Source organism: Micromonospora sp. NBC_01655, assembly GCF_026339755.1.
GTDB lineage: Bacteria > Actinomycetota > Actinomycetes > Mycobacteriales > Micromonosporaceae > Micromonospora.
The window spans coordinates 1,174,956-1,192,360 of record NZ_JAPEQF010000001.1 but is presented as its reverse complement, the minus strand read 5'-3'; the positions used below and the strand labels follow the sequence as shown (position 1 = coordinate 1,192,360).

Genomic DNA, 17,405 nt, shown 5'->3' with positions numbered 1-17,405 from the left:
CCGGCGGCGGCCGGAACGCGGGTGAGCAGGCCGGCTGCCCGGCCGACGACAGGGGCGCGGGCCGAAGCGGGACTTACCGGCGGGAGCCGGCGCCGGCCGCACCCCGCCTCGCCACGGCCGGCGCGGGCCGAACAGGTCGCGGAGGACGTGGTCAGGCCAGGCCGAGCAGCTCGCGGGCCGCCGCCGTGGTCAGCGGCGGGCGCTGGGCGAGCTGGGCGAAGCCGACCGCCCGCGCGACGAGCTGCATGTTCGACTCGACCGGCTGCCCCTTGGCGTACGTGACGGTGTCCTCCATCCCGACCCGCAGGTGCCCGCCGGCCGACAGCGAGGCCAGCATCACCGGGATGCTGCTGCGGCCGATGCCGGTGGCCGAGAACGTGGTTCCCGCCGGCAGGTCGCGCAGCGCCTGGTGGGCGGCGACCAGCGCCGACGTGGTGCCCGGCATGCCGCCCGGCACCCCCATCACGAAGTCGACGTGCACGTGCCCGCCGTGCGGCAGGCCGTACCTGCCGAGCAGGCGCTGAAGGGCGGTCAGGTGACCGAGGTCGAAGATCTCGTACTCCGGCACGATGCCGCGCTCCTGCATCCGGGTGTGCAGGTCGACGATGAACTCCCAGCGGTTGAGGAAGACGTCGTCGCCGAAGTTGAGCGTGCCCATGGTGCAGGAGGCCATGTCCGGCCCGGCGTCCAGCACGGCCAGCCGGTCGGCCTCGGGGTCGGTCACCGCCCCGCCGGAGGAGAGCTGCACGACCAGGTCGGTGTTCTCCCGCAGCGCGGCCACCGTCTCCCGCAGCCGCCCCTGGTCGAGGGTGGGCCGCGCGTCGCCGTCACGGATGTGGACGTGGATCACGGCGGCCCCGAGCGCCTCGCACTCCTTGGCGGTCAGCAGCAGCTCGTCGAGGGTCACCGGCAGCGCCGGGACCTCCGCCTTCGCCGACTCCGCGCCGGTGGGGGCAACCGTGATCAACGTCCCTGTCGTCATGCCGGCGATCCTAGACGGCCCACCCGGTCGGGTCGAGCGTCGAACTGAACGCCGATTCAGGCCGGGTCGATCGCGGCGGCGGTCCCGCCGACCAGGAGGCGGGCGTCGTCTGCGACGTTGCGCTTGACCACCGCCAGGGCGACCTGGCCCAGCTCGTGGTGGTGCACGGCGGTGCCGACGAAACCGACCGCCCGGCCGTCCAGGGTCACCGGGGTACCGGCGGCCGGCGGCTGGTCGGTGGTCACCCCGTCCAGGTGCAGCAGTACGAGGCGACGCGGCGGCCGGCCCAGGTTGTGCACCCGGGCGACGGTCTCCTGACCCCGGTAGCAGCCCTTGTCCAGGTGCACGGCCGGTGCGATCAGGTCCACCTCGGCCGGAATGGTCCGGTGGTCGGTGTCCACCCCGACCCGGGCCCGCCGGGCGGCCACCCGGATCGCCTCGTACGCCCACAGCCCGACCACCGGCACCCCGGCCCCGCGCAGCTCGGCGACCACCTGGTCCATGGCCGGCCGGGGCACCAGCAGGTCCACGCCGAGCGGGCCCCGGCGGGCCCACCCGCCGATCGGCAGCGACGCGACGGCGTACCGGACGGTCGGCCGGGGCGGCAGCTCGCCGGAGCGGAACTTCGGGCCCGGCACCCCGACGGTGTCGGGCCCGGCCAGCCCGGTCACGCCCAGCGTGCCGAGCGCGCCGGTCGCCTCCGGGCCGACCAGGGAGAGCAGGGCGTGCTCTCCGGTGGCGTCGCGCGGTTCGACCCGGCTGAAGAACCGCATCTTCTCCAGGTAGGTGAGCAGCCCCTCGGTGGCTCCCGGCTCGGTGTCCAGCCAGGTGGTCTCGCCGTCCTCGGCGACCATGGCGTGCTGCTCGACGTGGCCGTGCGGGGAGAGCACCAGCAACTCCGTGCCCTCGCCGGCGGTCAGCGTCGCCAGGTGCTGGGTGGTGAGGGTGTGCAGCCAGCCGATCCGCTCCTCACCGGGCACGGCGACGATCCCCCGGTGCGACCGGTCGACCAGGCCCACGGCGGTGTCGAGGACGCGCTGCTCCCGCATCGGGTCCCCGTAGTGGGCGGCGACCCCGCGCACCCCGGCCGCCCGGTGCGCCGGCTCCGGCTGGTCCCGCGTCTGCTCGTCGATGGCCTCGGCCGCGATCGCGCCCGCGATGTCGATCATTTCCGCTCCCCGTCCTCGCAACGACCGCAGACGCCGAAGAGCGCCACGTGCCCGATGTCCACCCGGAACCCCCGCTCACCGACCAGCCGGTCGGCGAGCGGCCGGAGCAGCTCCCGGTCGATCTCGTCGATCGCGCCGCACTCCCGGCAGACCAGGTGGACGTGCTGGTGTTCCCCGGCCGCGTGGTAGGTGGGCGAGCCGTGCGAAAGGTGGGTGTGGGTCACCAGGCCGAGACGTTCCAGCAGCTCCAGCGTCCGGTAGATGGTGGTGATGTTGACTCCGGCGGCGACCTCGCGGACCGCACCGTGCACCTGCTCCGGTGTGGCGTGCCCGAGGTCCAGCACCGCCTGGAGGATCAGCTGCCGCTGCGCCGTCAGCCGCAGCCCACGGGCGCGGAGCACTTCCGCGAGGGAGGATTCGGACACCCTCCGATCATAGTTCGCCCCCGCGCCCCACCCCCGGACCACGCCCCACCCCCGTTCCCCCAGCCATCCACCCGTTCCCGTTGATCAAGAGGTTCGCGTCCCCGGGAACGCTCCAACGTGACACGAACCTCTTGATCAACCCGGTGTGCCCGGGAGGGGGTGGGTTGGGTTGGGTTAGCCGGCTGTGCGGAGGAGGCGGGCGGAGAGGTGGGGGGTCAGGGGGTGGCCGACGGCGGCCATGTCCTGGGCGTACAGCAGGGCGCCCTCGACAATGCCGAAGAGCCGGTGCCCGGCGGTGACCTCCTTGGCGGTGGAGGTGCGGACCACGGCGTCGGTGACGAACTCGAGCTGGGTGCCCTTGCGCTTGCCGATGTGCAGCTCCATCACGCCGGTCGGCACGGACATCAGGGCCTCCAGCTCGTCGGTGGCCCGGCCGTCGCCGTCGAGCACCGGACGCCACCAGCCCACCTCCCGGCCGCCGGGGCGCACCGGCCGGCTCTCCTCGTCGAGGACCCAGGCCCGCGACTCGTAGAACAGGAACGGCCGGCCGTCGTGGCTGATCCGGATCTCCTGGGCGTAGTCGAAGTCCTCGATGGTCGGGTAGCCACCCCGGCCCCGGCCCCGCCACACCCCCACGTAGGGCAGCAGTCCGTCCAGTGCGGGGTGCAGCTTCGGGCCCACCCGCAGGTCGTGGCTCTCCTCGTACGGGTACGGGTCGACCGGGGGCGCGTTCAACCACGGCGGCTGTAGGGGATTCTCGTCGCTCACCGAACTACCACCGTTCGCGACTGCGGGGCTCGCAAACCCGGCTCACTCCTCGCGCTCACCGAACTGCCTCCGTTCGCGACTGCGGGGCTCGCAAACCCGGCTCACTCCTCGCGCTCACCGAACTGCCTCCGTTCGCGACTGCGGGGCTCGCAGACCCGGCTCACTCCTCGCGCTCACCAACATCCTCTCGACATGCGTACGGCAAGGTAGACCAGGCCGCCGGCGAGCGCGCCGAGGCCGGCGACCAGCAGGCTGACGAACCCGATCTCGGTAACCATCCGGGCCATCCTATGCTGGCGCCATGGCCCGTACTCTCGTCGTCAAGGTCACCGCCGGCGCGGACGCGCCGGAGCGGTGCGCACAGGCCTTCACCGTCGCCGCCACCGCGGCGGCTGCCGGGGTGGACGTCTCGCTCTGGCTCACCGGGGAGTCGACCTGGTTCGCGCTGCCCGGCCGGGCGCAGGAGTTCCAGCTACCGCACTCCGCGCCGCTGGCCGAGCTGCTGCACGTGATCATGAGCACCGGCCAGGTGACGGCCTGCACCCAGTGCGCGGCCCGCCGGGACATCGGCCCGGGCGACGTGCTGCCGGGGGTGCGCATCGCCGGGGCGGCGGTCTTCGTCGAGGAGGCCATGACCGAGGGGGCACAGGCGCTGGTCTACTGACAGACCTCCCGACCGGCCCGCCCGGCAGGGCCGACGCGTGCGGGCGGGTCAGGGGGCGCAGGAGGTGGTGGCGGTGAGTTCGTCGCCGAGCAGGGCGACCGTGACCGCGTCCTGGCGGTAGGCGTACGCCTCGGGGGTGTCGACCAGGACGGCGTCGCGGGCGAGCGCGGCGAGCGCGCGGGACGGGGCCTCCGGGGCGGGATCGAGGGTGGCGCGGGCGGTGCGCGCCTGACGATCGCCGCCGCCGGGGCAGGGCGCGGCCAGCAGTTGCGGCTCGGGGGCAGCGGCCGGCCGCTGCGGCGGGACAGTCGGGCCGCCGAGCGCCCGCAGCGCGGCGGCGAGGGCCTCGGCCTCCGGGCCGCCCTGGGCGGCGGGCGGACGGTACCCGGCACCGACCGGGCGGCACCCGGTGCGGACGGTCAGCCGGACCAGCCCGTCGCCGGCCGGCCGCCCCGCCACGAGCACGAACTCCCCCGCGTCGGCCCGCAGCCGGGGTCCGTCGCCGGTCACCCGGACGCCGGCCCGCCAGCCCGCCGGAAGCCGGTCGGCGATCTGGGTGAGCACCGCGCGCGGGTCCGCGCCGGGGTCGGCGACCTCCACGGCGCGCTCCAGCGTCGCGCCGTCCAGCAGCGGGGTCACCCGGCAGCCCGTCTCGATCCGGTCCGGCGCGAGCGCGACGACCCGGTCGCCGGCCGCCGCGACCAGCTCACCCACCGCCCGGTCGACCACCGGACCGGCCTGGGCCAGGGTGCGCTGCTCTCGGACGGTCGGCCCGTCGTCGCGGACCGACACCCAGGTGAGCGCGCCGAGCAGCACCGCCCAGGCCACGGTCACCACGAGGAGCCACCGGGACCGCCCTCGGGTGGGCGTCGGCTCGTCGGGACCGGTCTGCGGGGCGTATCCCGCCTGGACAGCACCACTCACCCGCTTATCGTGTCACGCGGGGTCTCCGCCCCCGTCGGCACGCCGGCTCGCCGGGCGGCGAGGGGGCGATCGACCCAACGGCCAGCACCTGAGACGCCCGTTCCCTCGGCTGCGACGGCGCGGAGGCAGCCTGCCACCACGGCGCAGCGAGGGAGGCCACGGTCTGCTGGACCAAGCGCGAGCTTGCGGGCGACACCCGGGCAGGGCGTCACCGCATCCGGCGGGTGGGCCACCCCGCGGCCGCATCTCGTGAGCTCGCCCGGACCGGGTACGGCTCGGGCCGGTCACCCCCGTGGGGGCGACCGGCCCGAGCCGACGCGCAACGGTCCGGTGTCAGGAAGGAAGCCTTCCGCGCACCTCAGGCGACCGTGACAGCTACCTCGTTGATCCCGCGCGCGGCGGCGACGCTGGTGTCGCCGTTGCCGTGCCGGGAGAGCGCCCGCAGCGTCCAGTTGCCGGGCGCGGCGAAGAAGCGGAACTGGCCGGCCGGCGAGGTGACCACCTCGGCGGTGAACTCACCGGTGGAGTCGAGCAGCCGGACGTACGCGCCCGGGACGACCTCGCCGGCCTCGGACCGGACGACGCCGGTGATGACGGTCTCCTTCTCCAGGTCCAGGCTGGCCGGCAACGGGGCGGCCTGGTCGGGTGCGGCGCACCCGGCAGCGGTGGGAGCGGTCATGACTCAGGCCTCCCCGGGCTCGTCGCCGAGCGCGACCGGCACGCCGACCAGCGAGCCGTACTCGGTCCAGGAACCGTCGTAGTTCTTCACGTTGGGGTGGCCGAGCAGCTCCTGGAGCACGAACCAGCTGTGCGAGGAGCGCTCGCCGATCCGGCAGTACGCGATGGTCTCCTTGCCGTCGTCCAGCCCGGCGGCGGCGTAGATCCTGCGCAGCTCGTCGTCGGACTTGAAGGTGCCGTCCTCGTTGGCCGCCTTGGACCACGGCACGCTGATCGCGGTGGGAATGTGGCCGGCGCGCTGCGCCTGCTCCTGCGGCAGGTGGGCGGGGGCGAGCAGCCGGCCGGCGAACTCGTCGGGGCTGCGCACGTCGACCAGGTTCTTGGTGCCGATCGCGTCGACGACCTCGTCGCGGAAGGCGCGGATCGTGTTGTCCGGCTCCTGCGCGACGTACTCGGTCCTCGGCCGGGTCACCGCGCCGGTGACCAGCGGGCGGGCGTCCAGCTCCCACTTCTTGCGACCGCCGTCGAGCAGCTTGACGTCGCGGTGGCCGTAGAGCTTGAAGTACCAGTACGCGTACGCGGCGAACCAGTTGTTGTTGCCGCCGTACAGCACGACGACGTCGTCGTTGCCGACGCCGCGCTCGGAGAGCAGCGCCTCGAACTGGCTCTTGTTGACGAAGTCCCGGCGGACCTGGTCCTGGAGGTCGGTCCTCCAGTCCAGCTTGATCGCGCCAGCGATGTGGCCGGTGTCGTAGGCCGAGGTGTCCTCGTCGACCTCGACGAAGACGACGCCCGGGGCGTCGATGTTCTTCTCGGCCCATTCGGCCGAGACGAGCGCGGTGTCGCGACTCATCAGATCACTCCCTGGTGAGGATGGATGGTGAGCCTGCGCGAGGGGATCGAAGTATGTGACTATCGCACCACGCGCGAGACCCAAAGGGAAGGACGGGATCACGGGTTCGTGCGACGGCGCCGCTGCCGGGCGAAGAGGGGGAAACACCGGAGGGTACGCAGACCCTGTGGCCGGTTGCCGCCGTCAGGCGGCCGAGGACAGCCCCGCCGTCAGATGACGGGGCGACACAGGCAGGTGGCCACGCGGCACAGGTCGACCGCGCGCCGTTTGGTGAGGAGCGTCCCCATGAGCAGGGAGCCTACCAGCCGTCCCGGGGAGCGCCACCGGCCCGACCAGCATCCGGGACGGCCATCCCGGCTGGTCGAGGCCGGTCCGGTCCGGACCCGGGCGGCTCAGCCGGCCGAGTTGATCGGGACGTCCTTCGCGGCGGCGGTCACCGCGAGCCCCTCGGGCAACGGCCTGACCTCGCGCACGACGAGCTGGAACGGCAGTTCGGGCAGGGGAACGTCGATCGAGAGGCCCTTGGCGTAGTTGTTGAGCAGGGTCCGGGCCAGCGGGATGTTCGGCAGCCCCTCGGCGTCGAGGTCGTTGAAGCCCAGCGACACCTGCCCCTCTTTGCCGACCGTCACCTCGGCGGTGCCGGTGACGGTGAGCTTCTGCCCGAGGATGTCGACCGGCGCGGTGACGGCGAGCTTGCCGTCCCGCTCGCCGAGGGTCAGTCCGGGCCGGTCGAGGAGCTTGGCCAGGCTGTCGTAGGTGATGGTGCCGGTGCCGTCGACGGTCTCGGCGACCACGTCGCCCCGCTGGGTGCGCAGGGTGTCCAGGGAGGCCCGCACGTTGCGGGCGTCGACGTCCAGCGCCGGCAGGCTGACGGCGTCGCCCCGCACCGAGCCCCGCACGTCGCGCAGCTTGATGGAGATCCGCTCGTACCTGCCGTCGAGCACCTGGGTGAGGAAGGGGAAGCCGCCCACCTCCACCTCGGGCGCCGAGGACTGCGCCTCCTGCTTGGCGACCTCCTGGCGGACCTGGTCGGCGATGGCCCGCTCGGCGACCCCGGCGGCGATCCGGTCGGCGGCCACCAGCAGCCCGGCCAGGAGCACCAGCAGGACCAGGAGCGTGATGAGCACCTTGCGCCCACGTCGCCGGGGGCGCTCCTCGTGCGCCGGGTAGGCCTCCGTCACGCCCGCCTCCTTCTGTCCTGGCCGGCCCCCGGTGGGACGCCGACGCTCCGGTGCTGCTGCCCTGCGGCGCACCGCACAGTACCCGGACGGGGAAGCCCTCAACCGCCGGCCGGGTCCGGCCGGCGGGCGGGCCGCCGGGTGGACGGGCCCGCCGGCCGGTCGCTCACAGGAACAGCACGCACATCGCGTACGCCGCCGGGGCGGCCAGGGCGAAGCCGCCGAGCGGGCCCTGCATGTGCCGGGCGACCCACATCGTCGGCGGCTCGCCGGCCATCAGCCGGCCCGCCTCGGCGTACCCGACGGCGAGATCGGCCAGCACGGCGGTGGCGGCGGTGACCAGCCCGATCACCGCACCGCTGGTCGGAGTGAAGCTGACCAGGTAGCTGCCCAGGACGGCGCTGGCCAGGGTGCCGGCCATCGCGCCGGCCACCACGCCCGCCGCGCCTCGGGGCACCTGCGGCGCGAGCCGGGGCCAGGGCAGCACCGCGTCGGTGAGCCGGGCGACGGTCAGCGCGACGCCGGTGGCGGTGAGGCAGACGGTGATCGCCTGGGTGCCGGCCGGAATCCGGCTGAGCACGATGAGCGTGGCGAAGGCAACCACGCCGACCACGATCAGCAGGGTGGTGCCGAGCGAGTCGGTGACCCGGACCCGGTCGACCCGGCGGACGAGCTGCCCGAGCACGCCGAGCAGGAAGCCGCCGGCGGCCAGGTACCCGAGTGGGGCGAGGCCGGCGATGTCGGACTGCACGGCGGCGGTGTCGGCGGCGGCGGCCACCACCGTGCTGACCAGGCCGACCAGCAGCAGCGCGGGCGGGCGCATGGCCATCGTCCAGGCCAGGACGAAGATCAGCTGCACGCCGAAGATGATGAACGCGAACGGCAGCCGGTGGCCGGGCCCGGCGGTCTGCGCGCCGAGCACCAGGCCGACGCCGAGCAGCGCGGCGAACCCGGCGACGGTGAGCGAGAGCGGCCGGCGTACCTCGACCGGCTCGAACTCCTCCTCGTCGACGTCGTCGAGGGCCTCGTCGTCGGGCCGCCGGCCCGGGTCGCCGCTGCGGCGCAGCCGGCGGGGGTGCCCCCGCCGGGCCGGGGGACCGTCGTCGTCGACGTCCGGGCCGGTGCGCGGGGCCGGTGGGTGCGCACGACCGGCCGGCCCTGGTGGGACGTCGTCGTCGACCCACGGGTCCCGGCCGGCCTCGGAGGAGGTCGGGGGATACACGTCCCGATCGTGCCAGACCCGGGTGTCGCCGCGGTGGCCACGGTTTCGGCAACGTTAAAACCTGCGGCGCGATCGCGGGCAAGGCAGACAAAACGGAAACGGCCCGGAAGCGCAGGCGGGGTGTTCGGTTACGCTCAAGCCGATACCCGCCCGTCAGCGACGCCGGGACCCACGCAAGTTCTCAGCGCCACCCCCCAGTCGGGAGTGCCGCTGGTCGCGCGCGGCCGAGGGCCGCCGGGACGGAGGTGATCGTGTGGAGATCCTGCTGCTGGTGACCGCACGCGCGGGCGAACCGTCGGTGGTGCTGCCGGCGCTCGACCTGCTGCCGCACTCGGTGCGTACCGCGCCGCGCGACGTCCGCACCCTGGTGGCCGGGCCCAGCCCGGACGCCGTGCTGGTGGACGCCCGGTCGGAGCTGAGCGAGTCCCGGGCCACCTGCCGGATGCTGCACGCCACCGGGCTCGGCGTGCCGCTGGTCGCGGTGGTCACCGAGGCCGGACTGATCGCGCTGAACGCCGACTGGGGCGTCGACGACGTCATCCTGGCCAGCGCCGGTCCGGCCGAGGTCGAGGCCCGGCTGCGGCTGGCGGTCGGCCGACTGAGCAACGCCACCGCCGGGGCCGGCGGCTCGATCCGGGCCGGCGAGCTGACCATCGACCCGGACACCTACGCCGCCAAGCTCAAGGGCCGGCCGCTCGACCTGACGTACAAGGAGTTCGAGCTGCTGAAGTTCCTGGCCCAGCACCCGGGCCGGGTGTTCACCCGGGACCAGTTGCTGCGCGAGGTCTGGGGCTACGACTACTTCGGCGGCACCCGGACGGTGGACGTGCACGTGCGGCGACTGCGGGCCAAGCTCGGCTCGGAGTACGAGTCGATGATCGGCACGGTCCGCCAGGTCGGCTACAAGTTCGTCGTGCCGCCGTCGCGGTCGCTGCCCGAGTCCGAGCACGCCCCGATCCCGGTCTGAGCCACGATCCACCGAGGCCGGCCCCTCGACGGTCCGGGCAGGTGAACCCCGCCGGTCGAACTGTTTCCAATTTGCCCGTTTTGCGCTACTCGTTAGCCTTATTCTTATTGCCGGGTTGACGGCGAAAGGGGCGACGGTGCGTGCGATGACCACGGGGGCGAAGCGGGGCCGGTCCCGCCACCCGGGCGGCGGTGTCGGCTGATGGGCCCCAAAACGGGCGGACGCTTCGTCGGGCTCGCCGCGGTCGTGGTGGCCGCGCTGCTCGGCTCCGCGTACGCGCTCGGGCAGAGCATGGTGCCCGGGCCGCACCCGCGCTCCACCGGCGTGTCGGCGAACGCGGACGACCCGCACTCCACCGACCAGCCGCCGGAGGCCAGCCCCGGGCGGGACCGGGCGCCGACCCCCAGCCCCGCCGTCCCCACCGCCCGGCCCACCGAGGGCAGCCAGGACGGCGCCACCAGGAAGCCGTCGAAGACAGCGGACGACGGCCTGTTCGGCGCCCGGGTCGACACGGGCTCGGCAGAGGTGGCGCTCACCTTCGACGACGGGCCCGACCCGCAGTACACCCCGCAGGTCCTGGCGCTGCTGCGGGCGTACGGCGTCAAGGCCACGTTCTGCGTGGTCGGTGAGAACGCCCAGAACCACCCCGACCTGATCCAGGCGATCGTGGCCGACGGGCACACCCTCTGCAACCACTCCTGGCAGCACGACGTGCTGCTCGGCAAGCGGTCGCCGAGCGTGATCCGAGCCGACCTGCTGCGCACCAACGCGGCGATCCGGGACGCCGTGCCCGACGCCCCGATCGGCTACTTCCGGCAGCCCGGCGGCGCGTGGACGTACCCGGTGGTGTCGGCGGCCGAGGAGCTCGGCATGACCCCGATGCACTGGACCGTCGACCCGTCGGACTGGAGGGCGCCGGGGGCCGCGAAGATCGCCTCCGCCGTCCTGGCCGGCGTGCAGCCGGGCGCGGTCGTGCTGCTGCACGACGCGGGCGGCGACCGGCAGGGCACCGTGGACGCGCTGCACGACATCCTGCCGGACCTGACCGGCCGGTTCCGGCTGGAGGCCCTGCGCACCGGCACCACCTGAGCGCCCTCCCCGGCGGCGGGCCGGGCGCCGGGACCGGCCCAGAGCCGGCAGCCCGGCCCCGGCTGCCGCTCCCGGTGGCACGGCGGTGGTCGCCGCCGTCGGCGCTCCCGGCGGCCCGGACGGGCACCCGTTACGGTTACGGGATGAGCAGCGCCGAGCCGACGACCGACCGGGTGACCCGCAACGAGGCGCTGACGCCGGCCGAGGCGGCCGACGTGCTGGCCCTGGCCCGGGCGGCCGGGGACGCCGACGGGGCCGACCCGTTCGACGAGCACACGCTGCTGCGGCTACGCGACCCGAAGGCCCCGGCCGTCCACCTTGCCGCCCGCGCGGCGGACGGGACGCTGACCGGGTACGCCCACCTGGACACCACCGACCCGGCGGCCGGCGTCGGCGTGGAGTTGGCCGTCCACCCCACCCGTCGGCGGCGGGGCACCGGCCGGGCGCTGGCCCGGGCAGTGCTCGACGCGGCCGACGGGCCGGTGCGGGCCTGGGCGCACGGCGACCACCCGTCCGCCGCCGCCCTGGCCGTCGACCTCGGCCTCACCCGGGCCCGGGTGCTCTGGCAGCTACGTCGCCCGCTGGCCGACCTGTCGGCCGAGCCGCGCCTGCCCGACGGGGTGGTCCTGCGCGCGTTCGTCCCCGGGGCGGACGACGACGCCTGGCTCGCGCTCAACGCCCGGTCCTTCGCCAGCCACCCCGAGCAGGGCCGATGGACGGCGGCCGACCTGCGGGTACGCCTCGCCGAGCCGTGGTTCGACCCGGCCGGCTTCCTGCTCGCCGTCGAGTCCGCCACGGGGCGGCTGCTCGGCTTCCACTGGACCAAGGTGCACGAGCGGCCCGGGTCGGCCCGGATCGGCGAGGTCTACGTGCTCGGGGTCGACCCGGCGGCGCACGGCGGCGGCCTGGGCCGGGCGCTGACCACGGCGGGACTGGCGTACCTGCGGGACCGGCGGGGGCTGGACCGGGTCATGCTCTACGTCGACGAGTCGAACACCGCGGCGGTCGCGCTGTACGAGCGGACGGGCTTCGCCCGCTGGTGCGCCCACGTCAACTACCACCTCGACTGAGCCGCCGAACCCGCGTCACCCGCGTCACGGCAACGTCACGCGAAGGCCTCGACGCGATAACGACTGTCATGAAATATCGTATTAATAGCGATACTCGGCCGCGCGTTCACTAGTTGGACAACCCGTCCTCAGCCCACGGCCACTTTTCCGGCCGCACCTGTTCACTCCTCGTTCACTTCCGACGGGCGATCCGGCTACCTGGCACTCCTAGCTTTCAGGTCAGCCGGTCACGCCGGCCCTCCCCGGGCCCCCATCCGGAGCGGCCCGTCCGAACGTGAAGGGAAACCCCTCAGGTGAAGCTCCAGCGGCACGGCACTATCGCCTGCCTCGCTCTTACTGCGGTGCTCGGTCTCAGTGCATGCGGCTCGGACAACAACGAGCCCGCCAGCGGCGCCTCCGCCTCCGGCTCGGCCGCCGCGGCCGACTGCGCCACCGGCACCCTGAACGCACAGGGCTCCTCGGCCCAGAAGAACGCCATGGCCGAGTGGATCAAGGCGTACCAGCAGAAGTGCGCCGGCAGCACGATCAACTACGAGCCGTCCGGCTCGGGCGCCGGCATCCAGGCGTTCATCGCCGGCACCGCCGACTTCGCCGGCTCCGACTCGGCCCTCAAGCCGGAGGAGCAGCCGCAGGCCGACGCCAAGTGCTCCGGGGCCACGGCCATCCACCTGCCGATGGTGATCGGCCCGGTGGCCGTCGCCTACAACGTCAGCGGCGTGGACAGCCTCCAGCTCAAGCCGGCCACCCTGGCGAAGATCTTCGCCGGCAAGGTGACCAAGTGGGACGACCCGGCCATCAAGGCCGACAACCCGGACGCGAAGCTGCCGTCGACCACCATCCAGACGGTGCACCGCTCGGACGAGTCCGGCACCACCGACAACTTCACCAAGTTCCTGGCCAAGACCGCGGGCACCGACTGGACCTTCGAGAACGCCAAGGCGTGGAAGGCCCCGGGCGGCACCGGCGCCAAGGGCTCGGACGGCGTGGCCAGCTCGGTCAAGGGCGCCGACGGCTCGATCGGCTACATGGAGTGGTCGTTCGCCGAGAACGCCGGCCTGAAGATGGCCAAGATCGGTAACGGCGCGGGCGAGTTCGCCGAGCTGACCGCCGAGAACGCGGGCAAGACCATCGCCGGGGCCAAGATCGAGGGCCAGGGCGACGACCTGAAGATGTCAGTCGACTACAACACCAAGGAGGCCGGGGCGTACCCGATCGTCCTGGTGACCTACGAGATCGTGTGTGGCAAGGGCCTCGCCGCCGACAAGCTGCCGCTGGTCAAGGGCCTGCTGGGCCACGCGGCCAGCAGCCAGGGCCAGGCCGAGCTGACCGAGCTGGGCTACGCCCCGCTGCCGGAATCGGTCCGGACCAAGGTCGAGGCCGCGGTCAAGAACCTCTCCTGATCCGACCCCGACACCACCACCTCCCTCAACTCGAAGCGAGCGAGCAGATGGGTGAAACCCCTCACCGCTCGGCCGACGCCGGCACCGGCGGGATCCGCGTGGCCTCATCAGGCCAGCAGCGGCCCGCCGGTGCCTCGGCGCGTGTGGCCGAGTCACCAGTCAGCACCCGTACCCCGGGCGGGGACGGCCTCGGCGGCGGCGGTGGCCTGCCCCGGGCGCGGGCCTTCGGCGCGGAGCGCGCCTTCCGCGGCCTGACCCTGGCCGCCGGCACCGCCGTCCTGGTGATCATCGCCGCCATCGCGGTCTTCCTGATCGCCAAGGCGGTACCGGCCCTGGGCGCCAACACCGAGAACTTCTGGACGTACGAGGGCTGGTCGCCCAACGACACCGCACCGAAGTTCGGCATCGGCACGCTCGCCTTCGGCACGGTGCTCAGCTCCGCGCTGGCCCTGCTCATCGCGGTGCCGGTGGCGCTGGGCATCGCCCTCTACCTGTCCCACTACGCGCCCCGCCGGCTCGGCACCGCCCTCGGCTTCCTGATCGACCTGCTCGCCGCCGTTCCGAGCGTGGTCTTCGGGCTCTGGGGGCGGGACATCTTCGTCAACCCGGTCCGGGACTTCTCCGCCTGGCTGAACCAGTACTTCGGCTGGATCCCGATCTTCGGCGGCGACGGCCCGTTCGGTAAGTCGATCATGCTCGGCTCGCTGGTCCTGGCGATCATGGTGCTGCCGATCATCACCTCGCTCTCCCGCGAGGTGTTCCTCCAGACCCCGACCGCCAACGAGGAGGCGGCGCTCGCGCTCGGCGCGACCCGGTGGGAGATGATCCGCACCGCGGTGCTGCCGTACGGCCGCCCCGGCATCATCGCCGCGGTCATGCTCGGCCTGGGCCGGGCGCTCGGCGAGACCATCGCGCTGGCGATGACGCTCGGCATCACCTTCGGCATCTCGTTCAACCTGATCGAGAACGGCGGCAACACCATCGCCGCCAACATCGCCAACGCGTTCGGCGAGGCGAACGACACCGGGCGGGGCGCGCTGATCGCCTCCGGCCTGGTGCTGTTCACCATCACGTTGATCGTCAACATCACCGCGCGGGCGATCATCTACCGCCGCCGGGAGTTCACGGAGTCGGCCGCATGACCACCACCATCGCCAACCACCGCACCCGGCCGCCGGCCCAGCCGGCCACGCTCCGGGCCAGACGCCTCCCCCGGTACGCCCCGCCCGCGATCGCCCTGGCGGCCCTCCTGGTCGCCGCCGCCGTCGTGTACGGCACCGGCCTCGGTGGCCCGGTCCTCGTCGTGGTGGTCGCCGCGCTGCTCTACCTGGCCGGCCTCTTCGCGGCCAGCAACGCCGTCGAGGGCCGCCGCTCGGCCCGCAACCGCACCTGGAGCGCGCTGATCCACTCCGCGTTCGTGCTGGCCGTCCTGCCCCTGGCCTCGGTGGTCTGGACGCTGGTCAGCAAGGGCGTCGAGCGGCTCGACGGCGACTTCTTCAACACCTCGATGAACAACATCGGGGCCCGGGACCCGAACGGCGGGGCATACCACGCGATCGTCGGGACGCTGGAGCAGGTCGGCATCGCCGCGCTGATCACCGTCCCGCTCGGCATCCTCTGCGCCATCTACGTGGTCGAGTACGGCCGCGGCCGGTTCGCCTTCGCGATCCGGTTCTTCGTCGACGTGATGACCGGCATCCCGTCCATCGTCTCCGGCCTGTTCGTGCTGGCGTTCTGGGTGCTGGTCGTCTCGCCGGTGTTCAACGACGGGCGGCCGGGCTTCTCCGGCTTCGCCGCCGCGCTCGCGCTGAGCGTGCTGATGCTGCCCACCGTGGTCCGCTCCACCGAGGAGATGCTGCGCCTCGTCCCCGCGCCGCTGCGCGAGGGGGCGTACGCCCTCGGCGTGCCGAAGTGGAAGACCATCCTGCGGGTCGTGCTGCCGACCGCGCTGCCCGGCATCGTCACCGGCGTCATGCTCGCCGTCGCGCGGGCGGCCGGCGAGACCGCGCCGGTGCTGCTCGTCGCCGGCGGCGGCGCGGCGATCAACTTCAACCCGTTCGAGAACAACCAGTCGTCGCTGGCCCTCTTCGTCTACCAGCAGGCCGGCGACGCGTCGAAGTACGCCCCGGCACGGGCCTGGACGGCGGCGCTGACCCTGGTCGCCCTCGTGCTGATCCTGACGGTCGCGGCGAAGCTGCTGGCTCGCCGGAACCGGCTCGGCCGATGAACCCCGGAGGTACCACCACCATGGCCAAGCGCATCGACGCCTCGAACGTCACCGCCTACTACGGCGCTTTCAAGGCGATCGAGGACATCAACCTGACCGTCGAGCCGAAGACGGTGACCGCCCTGATCGGGCCGTCCGGCTGCGGCAAGTCGACCTTCCTGCGGTCGATCAACCGGATGCACGAGGTGCTGCCGGGCGCCCGGGTCGAGGGCGACCTGACCATCGACGGGCAGAACATCTACGACCGCGACGTCGACGTCACCGCCGTACGCCGGATGATCGGCATGGTCTTCCAGCGGCCGAACCCGTTCCCGACCATGAGCATCTTCGAGAACGTGGTGGCCGGGCTGCGGCTCAACGGGCTACGCAAGAAGTCCATCCTGGACGAGGCAGCCGAACGGGCGCTGCGCTCGGCGAACCTGTGGGACGAGGTGAAGGACCGCCTCGGCAAGCCGGGCGCGGGCCTGTCCGGCGGTCAGCAGCAGCGGCTCTGCATCGCCCGGACGATCGCGGTCGAGCCGCAGGTGGTGCTGATGGACGAGCCGTGCTCCGCGCTGGACCCGATCTCCACGCTGGCGATCGAGGACCTGATGTTCCAGCTCAAGGAGAGGTTCACCATCATCATCGTCACGCACAACATGCAGCAGGCCGCCCGGGTCTCGGACCGTACGGCCTTCTTCTCGATCGAGAAGACCGGCGACCCGGGCCGCCTGATCGAGTACGACAACACCCAGAAGATCTTCAGCAACCCGAGCCAGAAGAAGACCGAGGACTACATCACCGGCCGCTTCGGCTGAACCACCGCTCCGCGCCCCTCCCCTCCGCGCCCGCCCGCCCGCCGATCTTGCAGTTACGGCCCCCGATTCGGGAGCTGTGCCCGTCTTGTCCGGGCGGCAAGTGCAAGATCGGCGCAGCGTGGGGGCGGGGTGGGGTTAGTGGAGGACGAAGCGGGGTTCGCCGGTCTCCGGGAGGTCGAGGCGGGGGGTGATCGGGGTGGCGGCGTCGCGGGTGGCGGACGCGCGGGCCACCCCGGCGAGGTCACCGGCGGCGGCCACCTGGGCCAGGGTGACCAGGGTCGGCGGGAGCATGGTCAGCTCGCCGGCCTCCGCCCGGCCCAGGGCGTCCTCCGGGCGGACCCACATCGTGTGGTCGGCCTCCCCGGAGACGTCCCGGGTCCGCTGCCCCGCCGGCAGCAGGGCGACGAAGAAGTACGTGTCGAAGCGGCGCGGCTCGAACTCCGGGGTGATCCACCGGCTCCACGGCAACAGCAGTTCCGACCGGAGGGTGAGCGCCCGCTCGGCGAGCAGGCCGGCGAAGCCCCGGCGGCGGGCCACCAGGTCCTGCCGCGTGGCCTCCCAGTCGTCGCCGCTGACGTCGCCCACCACGGTCGCGGCGTCCGGGCCGGCCAGCAGCACCCCGGACTCCTCGAAGACCTCCCGGGCGGCGGCGCACACCACGGCCTGGGCGGCGTCCGGCGCGACGCCCAGCCGCCCGGCCCAGGCCGCCGGCTCGGGACCGGCCCAGTCGAGGTGGGCCTGGGAGTCCGACGGGTCCACCCCGCCGCCGGGGAAGGCGTACACGCCGCCGAAGGTCATCGCGGCGACGCGGCGGATGACGTACACCTCGAAGTCGGCGCCGGCCGGACGGAGCAGCAGCACGGTGGCCGCGACCCGGGGCCGCGCCGGCGGGCCGCCCTCGGCGCGGAACCGGCGGGCGTGCTCGACCAGGGCCGGCGGGGCGGCGAAGCCGTCGCTGTCGATCGTCATGCGCCGAGCCTAGTCCCGCTGGG

The 17,405-nt window shown here is 73.5% G+C and carries 20 protein-coding genes; 8 read left to right on the top strand and 12 right to left on the bottom strand.

The window, feature by feature from the left end:
• Window positions 1-151: 151 nt before the first annotated feature.
• From OOK41_RS05675 to mtfM, 5 genes are all read right to left on the bottom strand, one after another.
• Window positions 152-982 carry a 3-keto-5-aminohexanoate cleavage protein gene (locus tag OOK41_RS05675; RefSeq protein ID WP_117664914.1) on the bottom strand — a complete coding sequence of 277 codons (831 nt, stop codon included), beginning with the start codon at window positions 980-982 and terminating at the stop codon, window positions 152-154.
• A gap of 56 nt (window positions 983-1,038) precedes the next feature.
• A complete protein-coding gene (locus tag OOK41_RS05670; protein WP_117664913.1) occupies window positions 1,039-2,151 on the bottom strand; it encodes a folate-binding protein YgfZ in 1,113 nt (370 codons plus the stop codon).
• Complete coding sequence (locus OOK41_RS05665) at window positions 2,148-2,576, bottom strand: Fur family transcriptional regulator (RefSeq protein ID WP_117664912.1); 429 nt, start codon at window positions 2,574-2,576, stop codon at window positions 2,148-2,150. Before OOK41_RS05665 ends, OOK41_RS05670 begins: the two co-directional genes overlap by 4 nt.
• A 174-nt stretch (window positions 2,577-2,750) precedes the next feature.
• Window positions 2,751-3,344 carry an FABP family protein gene (locus tag OOK41_RS05660; RefSeq protein ID WP_117664911.1) on the bottom strand — a complete coding sequence of 198 codons (594 nt, stop codon included), beginning with the start codon at window positions 3,342-3,344 and terminating at the stop codon, window positions 2,751-2,753.
• A gap of 173 nt (window positions 3,345-3,517) precedes the next feature.
• Window positions 3,518-3,622: a small membrane protein MtfM gene (gene mtfM, locus OOK41_RS05655; protein ID WP_266263202.1), complete on the bottom strand. Its 105-nt coding sequence runs from the start codon at window positions 3,620-3,622 to the stop codon at window positions 3,518-3,520.
• Between the two features lie 23 nt (window positions 3,623-3,645).
• On the opposite strand from mtfM, the gene OOK41_RS05650 reads away from it, so the two are divergent.
• Complete coding sequence (locus OOK41_RS05650; RefSeq protein ID WP_117664910.1) at window positions 3,646-4,008, top strand: DsrE family protein; 363 nt, start codon at window positions 3,646-3,648, stop codon at window positions 4,006-4,008.
• A 48-nt stretch (window positions 4,009-4,056) separates the two neighbouring features.
• Here the strand turns inward: OOK41_RS05650 and OOK41_RS05645 are convergent, their stop codons facing one another.
• From OOK41_RS05645 to OOK41_RS05625, 6 genes are all read right to left on the bottom strand, one after another.
• Window positions 4,057-4,932, bottom strand: a complete 876-nt coding sequence (locus OOK41_RS05645; RefSeq protein ID WP_266263201.1) for a hypothetical protein — start codon at window positions 4,930-4,932, stop codon at window positions 4,057-4,059.
• A 358-nt stretch (window positions 4,933-5,290) separates the two neighbouring features.
• On the bottom strand, window positions 5,291-5,611 hold the full coding sequence (locus OOK41_RS05640) for a DUF1416 domain-containing protein (protein WP_117664908.1): 321 nt from the start codon (window positions 5,609-5,611) through the stop codon (window positions 5,291-5,293).
• Between the two features lie 3 nt (window positions 5,612-5,614).
• Entirely contained in the window at window positions 5,615-6,463 is an 849-nt protein-coding gene (locus OOK41_RS05635) for a sulfurtransferase (RefSeq protein WP_266263200.1), read from the bottom strand.
• Between the two features lie 209 nt (window positions 6,464-6,672).
• On the bottom strand, window positions 6,673-6,750 hold the full coding sequence (locus OOK41_RS31870; RefSeq protein WP_311202345.1) for an Ms5788A family Cys-rich leader peptide: 78 nt from the start codon (window positions 6,748-6,750) through the stop codon (window positions 6,673-6,675).
• A gap of 105 nt (window positions 6,751-6,855) precedes the next feature.
• Window positions 6,856-7,644 (bottom strand): DUF2993 domain-containing protein, encoded by a 789-nt coding sequence (locus OOK41_RS05630; protein ID WP_117664906.1) that lies wholly within the window; start codon window positions 7,642-7,644, stop codon window positions 6,856-6,858.
• A 163-nt stretch (window positions 7,645-7,807) separates the two neighbouring features.
• Window positions 7,808-8,863 carry a hypothetical protein gene (locus OOK41_RS05625; protein ID WP_266263199.1) on the bottom strand — a complete coding sequence of 352 codons (1,056 nt, stop codon included), beginning with the start codon at window positions 8,861-8,863 and terminating at the stop codon, window positions 7,808-7,810.
• 253 nt (window positions 8,864-9,116) lie between these two features.
• On the opposite strand from OOK41_RS05625, the gene OOK41_RS05620 reads away from it, so the two are divergent.
• The 7 genes from OOK41_RS05620 (at window position 9,117) to pstB (ending at window position 16,413) form a co-directional block, all read left to right on the top strand.
• Window positions 9,117-9,830, top strand: a complete 714-nt coding sequence (locus tag OOK41_RS05620; protein WP_266263198.1) for a response regulator transcription factor — start codon at window positions 9,117-9,119, stop codon at window positions 9,828-9,830.
• A 201-nt stretch (window positions 9,831-10,031) separates the two neighbouring features.
• Window positions 10,032-10,919: a polysaccharide deacetylase family protein gene (locus OOK41_RS05615; protein WP_117664903.1), complete on the top strand. Its 888-nt coding sequence runs from the start codon at window positions 10,032-10,034 to the stop codon at window positions 10,917-10,919.
• Window positions 10,920-11,062: 143 nt separating this feature from the next.
• A complete protein-coding gene (gene mshD, locus OOK41_RS05610) occupies window positions 11,063-11,989 on the top strand; it encodes a mycothiol synthase (protein WP_117664902.1) in 927 nt (308 codons plus the stop codon).
• 293 nt (window positions 11,990-12,282) lie between these two features.
• On the top strand, window positions 12,283-13,389 hold the full coding sequence (gene pstS, locus OOK41_RS05605; RefSeq protein WP_117664901.1) for a phosphate ABC transporter substrate-binding protein PstS: 1,107 nt from the start codon (window positions 12,283-12,285) through the stop codon (window positions 13,387-13,389).
• Between the two features lie 47 nt (window positions 13,390-13,436).
• Window positions 13,437-14,531: a phosphate ABC transporter permease subunit PstC gene (pstC, locus tag OOK41_RS05600; protein WP_117664900.1), complete on the top strand. Its 1,095-nt coding sequence runs from the start codon at window positions 13,437-13,439 to the stop codon at window positions 14,529-14,531.
• Window positions 14,528-15,616, top strand: coding sequence for a phosphate ABC transporter permease PstA (pstA, locus tag OOK41_RS05595; protein ID WP_266263197.1), 1,089 nt, complete (start codon window positions 14,528-14,530; stop codon window positions 15,614-15,616). The genes pstC and pstA overlap by 4 nt, the downstream gene beginning before the upstream one ends.
• A 20-nt stretch (window positions 15,617-15,636) precedes the next feature.
• Entirely contained in the window at window positions 15,637-16,413 is a 777-nt protein-coding gene (pstB, locus tag OOK41_RS05590) for a phosphate ABC transporter ATP-binding protein PstB (RefSeq protein ID WP_266263196.1), read from the top strand.
• Between the two features lie 135 nt (window positions 16,414-16,548).
• Here the strand turns inward: pstB and OOK41_RS05585 are convergent, their stop codons facing one another.
• A complete protein-coding gene (locus tag OOK41_RS05585) occupies window positions 16,549-17,382 on the bottom strand; it encodes an NUDIX domain-containing protein (protein ID WP_266263195.1) in 834 nt (277 codons plus the stop codon).
• Window positions 17,383-17,405 lie beyond the last annotated feature (23 nt).